The sequence below is a fragment of the Mesorhizobium sp. M1A.F.Ca.IN.020.04.1.1 genome (assembly GCF_003997315.1).
Taxonomy (GTDB): domain Bacteria; phylum Pseudomonadota; class Alphaproteobacteria; order Rhizobiales; family Rhizobiaceae; genus Mesorhizobium.
This window is the reverse complement of the sequence record NZ_RZSN01000016.1, coordinates 51107-59149: the sequence shown is the minus strand read 5'-3', so window position 1 is coordinate 59149 and position 8043 is coordinate 51107. Positions and strand designations below refer to the sequence as shown.

Annotated in this window: 6 protein-coding genes and 2 pseudogenes; 4 read left to right on the top strand and 4 right to left on the bottom strand. The window is 62.9% G+C overall.

The genetic code is table 11. The features are described from left to right. The 3 genes and pseudogenes from EOA49_RS06075 to EOA49_RS06065 form a co-directional block, all read left to right on the top strand. On the top strand, positions 1–1269 hold a 1269-nt coding region (locus EOA49_RS06075), incomplete at its 5' end, for a hypothetical protein (RefSeq protein ID WP_127243094.1). Positions 1270–1384: 115 nt separating this feature from the next. Continuing rightward, a pseudogene (locus tag EOA49_RS06070) lies at positions 1385–1600 on the top strand (transposase); the annotation flags it as partial. Next, positions 1601–1726 (top strand): annotated as a pseudogene (locus EOA49_RS06065) (transposase domain-containing protein); the annotation flags it as partial. It lies immediately after the preceding pseudogene. Positions 1727–1777: 51 nt separating this feature from the next. Here the strand turns inward: EOA49_RS06065 and EOA49_RS06060 are convergent. Further along, a complete protein-coding gene (locus tag EOA49_RS06060) occupies positions 1778–2782 on the bottom strand; it encodes an NADP-dependent oxidoreductase (RefSeq protein ID WP_127239871.1) in 1005 nt (334 codons plus the stop codon). A 107-nt stretch (positions 2783–2889) separates the two neighbouring features. Here EOA49_RS06060 and EOA49_RS06055 point away from each other — a divergent pair, with 107 nt between their 5' ends. After that, on the top strand, positions 2890–3786 hold the full coding sequence (locus EOA49_RS06055; RefSeq protein WP_127239872.1) for a LysR family transcriptional regulator: 897 nt from the start codon (positions 2890–2892) through the stop codon (positions 3784–3786). A gap of 93 nt (positions 3787–3879) precedes the next feature. Here EOA49_RS06055 and edd read toward each other — a convergent pair whose 3' ends face one another. From edd to zwf, 3 genes are all read right to left on the bottom strand, one after another. After that, positions 3880–5703: a phosphogluconate dehydratase gene (edd, locus tag EOA49_RS06050; RefSeq protein WP_127214511.1), complete on the bottom strand. Its 1824-nt coding sequence runs from the start codon at positions 5701–5703 to the stop codon at positions 3880–3882. Positions 5704–5768: 65 nt separating this feature from the next. Continuing rightward, positions 5769–6485, bottom strand: coding sequence for a 6-phosphogluconolactonase (gene pgl, locus EOA49_RS06045; protein ID WP_095801103.1), 717 nt, complete (start codon positions 6483–6485; stop codon positions 5769–5771). Then, on the bottom strand, positions 6467–7936 hold the full coding sequence (gene zwf, locus EOA49_RS06040; RefSeq protein ID WP_095801102.1) for a glucose-6-phosphate dehydrogenase: 1470 nt from the start codon (positions 7934–7936) through the stop codon (positions 6467–6469). The genes pgl and zwf overlap by 19 nt, the downstream gene beginning before the upstream one ends. Positions 7937–8043: the final 107 nt, after the last annotated feature.

Here is an 8043-nt window from a genome sequence, read left to right as displayed (position 1 = left end):
GCTTTGCGCGAAATAGGAGTGGGAGGTGAAGCCGGTGGCGATCCGTGCGCGCTCGGCAAGGAGCTGAAGGAGACCGGCGTCGACTTCACCGCCGACGTAGTCGGCTTCGGCCTGACCGCCGACGAAGGCAGGCAGATCGCCTGCCTCGCCGAGAACACCGGCGGAAAATACATCCAGGCCTCCGACGAGAAGGCATTGCAGCAAGCGCTGGTCGAGACCGTCGCGGCGCCGGCGCGCGCGCCAGAGCCTGCTCCGGCCCCGGCGCCGGCGCCTGCACCCGAACCCGCCAAATCTGAATTCAACTTCACGCCGAGCGTCGTCATGGCTGAAGGCGGCGATCCCATCACCGACGGCAATGCCTGGGAGATCTACAAGGCCAAGTCCGACGGCTCGCGCGGCGATCAGGTCATGACCGAGTATGGCGAGCTCAAGACCAATCTCGAGCCGGGCGATTACATTGTCGTCGGTCGCGCCGACGAGGCAAGGAGCGAGCAGAAGATCAAGATCGAAGCCGGCCAGACCTACAGCCCGTTGTTCACGCTGAACGCCGGAACCTTGGTTATCCACCCGCATGCGAGCCAGGGCTCGGAGATCAGCGGCGAGGCGCGTGTCGACTTCGCCTATCCGGGCGGCAGCACGACCCACTATGGCGACACCAAGGCCACCGTGCCCGCCGGCGAGGAGAAGGTGACGGTGCAGATCGGCGCCGGCACGGTGACCGAAACCATCCAGCTTGCCGCCGGACAGACGGTCGAGAAGGATATCGTGGTCGGCGTCGGCCATGCCGTGCTTAACGCCTACTACACCGCCGGCGGCGACAAGGCCGACAATTCCGGCATCGGCTTCGAGATCGTCAAGGCGAAGAAGAAGATCGACGGTTCGCGTGAAAGCGTGGAGCACTCCTACGGTCCGGACAGCAAGTTCTGGCTGCCGCCGGACGACTATGTCGCGCTAACCACGCTCGATCTCGCCGTTGTCGAACAGCCCTTCAGCATCAAGGCCGGCGACAACCAGGATGTGAAGGTGGCTCTCGGCGCCGGCGTGCTGGCAATGTCGGCGCCCGGCGCCTATTCGATCGAGGTGTTCTCGTCAAAGAAGGATATTGAGGGTAAGCGCAAGTCGCTCGGCCTGACCTATGGCGACAACTGGCAACAGACGATCCCCGCCGGCGACTATGTCGTCGTGCGGCACATGTCCGATCAGGGCCAGGACAAGGAAATGCCGGTGACCATCAAGGCTGGCGAGCGAAGCGAGATCACCGTTCAGTAGGCATCGCTGTCCGCAAATGAACGAAAAAGGGTAACCGCTGTTTTGCCCCCCACGTTGCCCGCTGACGCCTGATCTGTGATCAAGGTTCCATGGATGAGCGAGAAGCAGTTTCTCCATGGACACGACATTGGAGGTTCTCACGACACGGCGGGGCCGACATGAGGCGCATCGCCAATGGCCGGATGAGGTCAAGGCACAGATCGTTTCGGAGGGCTTGCGTCCGGGCGTGACGGTGAACGAAGTAGCGGAGCGCCACGGGCTGGAGGCCAACCATCTGTCGTCCTGGCGAACGCTGGCCCGGCAGGGCAACCTAGTTTTGCCTGCGCCAGAGGAGATCTGCAAACTCAATGCTGTTGACCCGCAGGCCTACTTGACCACCACGCTTACCGCCATCGTCAACGGCCACAAGCGGAGGCGGATCGATGAGCTGCTGCCTTGGAACGATCCGCTTGAGTAACGCGTGCACAAAAATCGGGCCGGGCCGAAGCGGACAACCCTGGTTAGAGCGTCATAGCTTGACCAGTTGCTTGCCGAAGTTCTCTCCCTTCAACATCCGAACGAAAGCGTGGGGCACGGTCTCGATCCCTTCCGCAACATCTTCCCGTGTCTGAAGCAGTCCCTGTTTGTACCATGACAGCAGATCGGCAATCGCGGTCTCGTATTCTCCTTCGTGGTCGTCGAGCAAGAACCCTTCTATGCGCGCACGGGTGATTAGTGTCCTTCTGAGATGCCTGACACCGATATCAGGCTGGTCAAACCGGTTGGCCAAGGCAATAGTCCCGACAACCACCACCCTGCCAAAGATGTTGAGGTTTAACATGGCTGCATCGTGAATCGGCCCGGCGGTGTTGTCGATAAAGACATCGACGCCGCTAGGGCATGCGGTCGCGACATCTGCCACGAGATCAGCGGAGCGTCGATGATTGACGCCAGTCCGATATCCAAGCTCCCTGCACCATTCCAGCTTCTCGTCCGAGCCCGCAACAGCGACTGGGTCGAACCCTTTGATCCGCGCGATCTGTCCCGCAATCTGCCCCACAGCTCCTGAAGCGGCAGAGATCAACACCGTTTCCCCCACCTTCGGAGTTGCGGTTTTGAGGAGGGCAAAGTAGGCGGTGAGACCGGGCATGCCGAGATAGCTCAGTACGGCCTGAATCGGAGCGTCGGTTGTCGTCACGGGCTTGGCTGACGCGGCCGGGATCACGCTGAACGGCTGCCAACCAAAATGATCGCTCATCACGAGGTCGCCTGGCTTGAAGTCTGGAGACTCAGACGTAATTACCTCGCCAATTCCGCCGCCACACATCAGATCGCCAATTCTAAAACCAGCAGCATAATTCTTCGCGGGGCTGATCCGACCGCGCATATAGGGATCGACGGAGAGCCACAGAGTTTTCACCAGCAGCTCACCATTCGCGGCATCGGGAATTGAACGCTCCTCCAGGCTCCAGTTCTCGACGGAGGGCATTGCGGAAGGGTAGCTGCGAAGTATCCAGCTAGGATTTTTGGACATGTCCATCTCCTCAATTTGAGCGTTCGCCCCATTGATGCATGATTTCGGCTTCCGTGTTAAAGAGCGCACGGTGAGAGACATTATTCTGAATTTCGGAAGAATGGCGGATGGATATGATCGAGGCCATGAAGGTGGCCGTGGCAGTCGCCAGGCATAACAGCTTCTCTTCTGCGAGCCGGGATTTGCGCCTTTCCGCTGCCTCGGTAAGCCGCATTGTGGCGGACTTGGAGACCGATCTCGGCGTACGTCTCTTTAACCGCACCACCAGGCAGATCAATCTGACGGATGCCGGGATGGAGTTCGTGCAAAAGAGCACCGGCCTCCTGGAGGAGCTTGATCAGATGCGGAGCGCAGTACGCGAACGCCACGAAACTCCTCGCGGCCAACTCCACGTCTCCTGCGTAACGGCCTTTGGTAATGAGTGCCTGGCACCAGTAGTTCCTGAGTTCGTGCGACGGTTCCCGCAGCTCGATGTCTCAATCGACCTTGGCAATCGTTTGGTTGATCTCATTGGCGAGCACTTCGATCTCGCCATCCGGGTAGGACCGTTGAACGATTCATCCCTGATTGCGCAGAGGATTTTCACGCAGAGGATCGTGTTCGTCGCGACACCCCAGTTTTGCCAGCAATATGGGACACCCAGGACCTTGGACGAGATCAGAGCGTGCCCATCCGTTACTCAGGTCAGCGGGGAATGGGGGCGCGTTCATAAGTTTTCGCATCAAGGAAAGGTCATTGACTTCGAAGTGCCGCAGCAATTGACAATGAACTCAGCGCGAGCGGTGAGAAACGCCTGCCTAGCGGGAGGGGGGTACTCCCTCTTGGGCGATTTCATGGTCGCCCAGGATATAGCGGAGAACCGCCTCGTGCGGCTGCTGCCGGATCATGAACCCATGGAGCAACCGATCTTCGCCTTCTACGCTCAGCGACGTCACACCCCACGTAAAGTCAGGGTGTTTATTGATTATTTGGCGGAGGTCTTCAGTGGCAAGAATACCTCGTGAGACCTCTTGTCTAGGTGCCGATGGCACACCTCTTACGACAAAGGGCGGCTCCGAGCGGCGGCACCGAGCCGCTCTTTTTTTAGCAGATTGAGGTTAGGCATTTGCGAAGGCGGCGGCGCCGTGGTCGGCGCGGCCAACCAGTTGGCGAAAGCCGGCGAACAGCTCGCGGCCGAAGCCGAACTCGTTGCCGATCAGGTCGGCATCCGCCGTGCGGCGCAGCGCGAACTCCGTTCCCGGCACCAGCACCTCCAGCGTGCCTGCGTCGGCGTCGAGGCGAATGATGTCGCCGTCATGGATCCTGGCGATCGGCCCGTCCTCGACCGCTTCCGGCGTCACATGGATCGCCGCCGGCACCTTGCCGGAAGCACCCGACATGCGCCCGTCGGTCACCAGCGCGACGCGCTGGCCGCGATCCTGCAGCACGCCGAGCACGGTGGTCAGCTTGTGCAGTTCCGGCATGCCGTTGGCCTTCGGCCCCTGGAAGCGGATCACGGCGACGAAGTCGCCGGTCAGCGTGCCCGACTTGAAAGCTTCGTTCAGCCCCTGCTGGCTGTCGAACACCTTGGCCGGCGCCTCGATGACGCGCCGTTCGGGCTTGACCGCAGAGGTCTTGATCACGGCATGGCCGAGGTTGCCGGCAAGCACCTTCAGTCCGCCGGTCGGCTGGAACGCCTTCTTGAACGGCGCCAGCACCTTCTCGTCGCCGCTCTCGAGCGGCGCCGCTTCACGCACGACGCTGCCGTCGGCGCCGAGCTTTGCCTCGACAGCATAGGGCCGCAGGCCTTCGCCCCAGACCGTCTGCACGTCCTCGTGCAGCAAGCCTTCGTCGAGCAACTCGCGGATCAGGAAGCCGAGCCCGCCGGCGGCGTGGAAATGGTTCACGTCGGCGAGTCCGTTCGGGTAGACGCGGGCGAGCAGCGGCACGGCCTCCGACAGGTCGGAGATGTCCTGCCAGGTAAGCGAAATTCCGGCTGCCGCGGCCATGGCGATGAGGTGGATGGTGTGGTTGGTCGAGCCGCCGGTCGCGTGCAGGCCGACCACGCCGTTGACGATCGAGCGCTCGTCGATCATGCGCCCGACCGGCGTATAGGCATTGCCGAGCGCGGTGATCGCCAGCGCGCGCTTCGCCGCCTCCCTGGTCAGCGCGTCGCGCAGCGGCGTACCCGGGTTGACGAAGGAGGCGCCGGGCGTGTGCAGGCCCATGATCTCCATCAGCATCTGGTTGGAATTGGCGGTGCCGTAGAAGGTGCAGGTGCCCGGCCCGTGATAGGATTTGGACTCCGCCTCGAGCAGCTCGGCGCGGCCCGCCTTGCCCTCGGCATAGAGCTGCCGGACCTTGGCCTTCTCGTCGTTCGGCAGGCCCGACGTCATCGGTCCGGCCGGAATGAAGACGGCCGGCAGGTGCCCGAAGGTGAGCGCCGCGATCACCAGCCCGGGCACGATCTTGTCGCAGACGCCGAGGAAGACGGCGGCGTCGAACATGTTGTGCGAAAGGCCGATCGCCGCTGCCATGGCGATCACGTCGCGCGAGAACAGCGACAGCTCCATGCCTGGCTGGCCTTGCGTCACGCCGTCGCACATCGCCGGCACGCCGCCGGCGACCTGGGCGATGCCGCCTGCTTCGCGTGCCGCGTCCTTGATCAGCGCCGGAAAGGTCTCGAACGGCTGATGCGCCGACAGCATGTCGTTGTAGGAGGTGATGATGCCGAGGTTGGGCACGCAATCGCCGCCGAGTGCCACCTTCTCCGATGGGCTGCAGACGGCAAAGCCGTGGGCGAGGTTGCCGCAGGAGAGCACCGCGCGGTTGGCGGCGCGCCCCGACGCCTCCGCGATGCGTCCGAGATAGGCTTCGCGGCCGGCCTTCGAGCGTTGGCGGATGCGTTCGGTGATGGCTTCGACGTCGCGTCTGGCTGTCATGGCTGGTCCTTTCTGGCCCCGGAAAACGTCCTCCCACAGCCTCCGGGGCTGTTCCTTTGGTGAAATTAGGGTGCCCAGAACACCTCTACCGGTATCGGCGCCGCTTCGAGCACGTTGCGGATGGGCTTTTTCATGCCCGCTCCCATCGCGCCGTCGAAGGCAATACGCTTGTCCTCTCCCTCGATGTGGAGCGCGATGAAACCGGCGGCAACGATCCGCGCCATCGACAGCGTCAGCCGCGGCTCGCCGGCGCTTTGCGCATGCACGGGCAGCACGATCCGCGGTGAGGACGGGTCGATGAGCTCGGCGAGATTGCCGGCATCGGGAAAGAAGGAGGCCGTGTGGCCGTCGGCACCCATGCCAAGCACCACCACATCCAGAGGCCAGGGCAATGATTGCAGGGGCTCGCTGTCCGACGCCGCTGCGTCCTCGATGGTCGCCGCCTCATGGTAGAGCGGCACGAAGCGCGCTGCCGCTGCCTTGTTCTGGAGCAGGTTGGCCGCCACCAGCCCGGCATTCGAGCGCGGCGAGGAGGGCGGCACGAAACGTTCGTCGACCAGCGTCACGGTGACCTTGTCCCAGGCGATCGGGATTAAAGAGAGCGCGGCGAAAAACTTTGCCGGCGTCGTGCCGCCGGATACGGCGAGGAATGCGGTGCCGCGGTCGGTGATCGCCTTGGTCAGGCGGGCGGCGACGTGGCCGGCAAGGGCCGCCGCCAGCTGCTGGCGGTCGGCAAAGCCGTTCCAGGCGTAAGCGGCCCCGCTCAATTGCTCTCGTGCCATGTCCGTCCGTCACGTTCGATCAGCGCGATGGAGGCCGACGGACCCCAGGTGCCGGCCGTATAGCCCTGCGCTTCCTGCCTGGCGCTTTCCCAGGCGTTCTGGATCGGATCGATCCACTTCCAGGCCGCCTCGACCTCGTCGCGACGCATGAACAGCGTCTGGTTGCCGCGCACCACATCCATGATCAGCCGCTCGTAGGCGTCCGGCGCGCGGCTGTGGAAGGATTGCGCGAAGCTCATGTCGAGCGAGATCTGGCGCAGCCGCATGCCGCCCGGCCCCGGATCCTTGATCATGATGTACTGCTTGACGCCTTCGTCCGGCTGCAGCCTGATCACCAGCTGGTTGGCGAAGATCGGCCCGGCGCTGTCGCCGAAGATGGAATAGGGGATCGGCTTGAATTCGATGACGATTTCCGAAACGCGGGTCGCCAGCCGCTTGCCGGTCCTGAGATAGAAAGGCACGCCGGCCCAGCGCCAGTTGCCGATCTCGGCTTTGAGGGCGACGAAGGTCTCGGTGTTGCTGTCCTTGCCGAGCTCCTCGACATAGCCCTTGACCGGCCCGCCGGCGGAGGCGCCGGCGCGATACTGGCCGCGCACCGTGTGCTTCGGCGCCTCGTTGCCGTTGATGCGCTTCAGCGCCCGCAGCACCTTCAGCTTCTCGTCGCGCACGGCGTCCGCGTCCATCGAGGACGGTGTTTCCATGGCAACCAGGCAAAGCAGCTGCAGGATGTGGTTCTGCACCATATCGCGCAGCGCGCCGGCTTTGTCGTAGTAGGTGACGCGGTCCTCGAGACCCACGGTCTCGGCCACGGTGATCTGCACATGATCGATATGGGCGGAGTTCCACAGCGGCTCATAAAGCGCGTTGGCAAAGCGCAGCGCCATCAGGTTCTGCACCGTTTCCTTGCCGAGATAGTGATCGATGCGGAAGATCTGGCTTTCGTGGAAATCGTCACCCACGGCGTCGTTGAGCGCCCGTGCCGAGGCGAGGTCACGGCCGATCGGCTTCTCCAGCACGATGCGCGAGTTCGGGGTGATCAGCTTGTGTTCCTTGAGCTGATGCGAGATGTCGCCGAACAGCGCCGGCGCCACCGCGAGGTAGAAGGCGCGGATGCGGTCGCTGTCGCCGATGGCCTTCTTGAGCTTGTCGAAGCCGACGCCGGAGGTGGCGTCCGCCGAGACATAGGAAAGCCGAGCAAGAAATGTGTCCAGTTCCTTCGGCTCGATGTCGGCCGGATTCACATGGTCCGATATCGCTTTCTTGGCGAAGGTCTGGAACTCGGCATCGCTCATCTTCGCGCGCGACGTGCCGATGATGCGCGTCGGCTCCGAAAATTGGTGGTCGCGCTGGCGGTGGTAGAGCGAGGGCAGAAGCTTGCGCTCCGACAGGTCGCCGGTACCGCCGAAGATGATGAAGTCGAAAGGCTCGACAGGGATGATCTGGCTGGTCATGGTCAGTCCGGTTTGATGCCGCTAGCCGGTAGCGGGGCTGATATATTCTAATCGATTTAAATCGTCCAGTGTCATGGTGTCACATCCGAGACCAATCGCTGGACAAT

What these genes read in the sequence shown, in the direction of transcription:
- EOA49_RS06060 (WP_127239871.1), bottom strand. Translation starts at nt 2,782, where the DNA reads ATGTCCAAAAATCCTAGCTGGATACTTCGCAGCTACCCTTCCGCAATG.
- EOA49_RS06055 (WP_127239872.1), top strand. Translation starts at nt 2,890, where the DNA reads ATGGATATGATCGAGGCCATGAAGGTGGCCGTGGCAGTCGCCAGGCAT.
- edd (WP_127214511.1), bottom strand. Translation starts at nt 5,703, where the DNA reads ATGACAGCCAGACGCGACGTCGAAGCCATCACCGAACGCATCCGCCAA.
- pgl (WP_095801103.1), bottom strand. Translation starts at nt 6,485, where the DNA reads ATGGCACGAGAGCAATTGAGCGGGGCCGCTTACGCCTGGAACGGCTTT.
- zwf (WP_095801102.1), bottom strand. Translation starts at nt 7,936, where the DNA reads ATGACCAGCCAGATCATCCCTGTCGAGCCTTTCGACTTCATCATCTTC.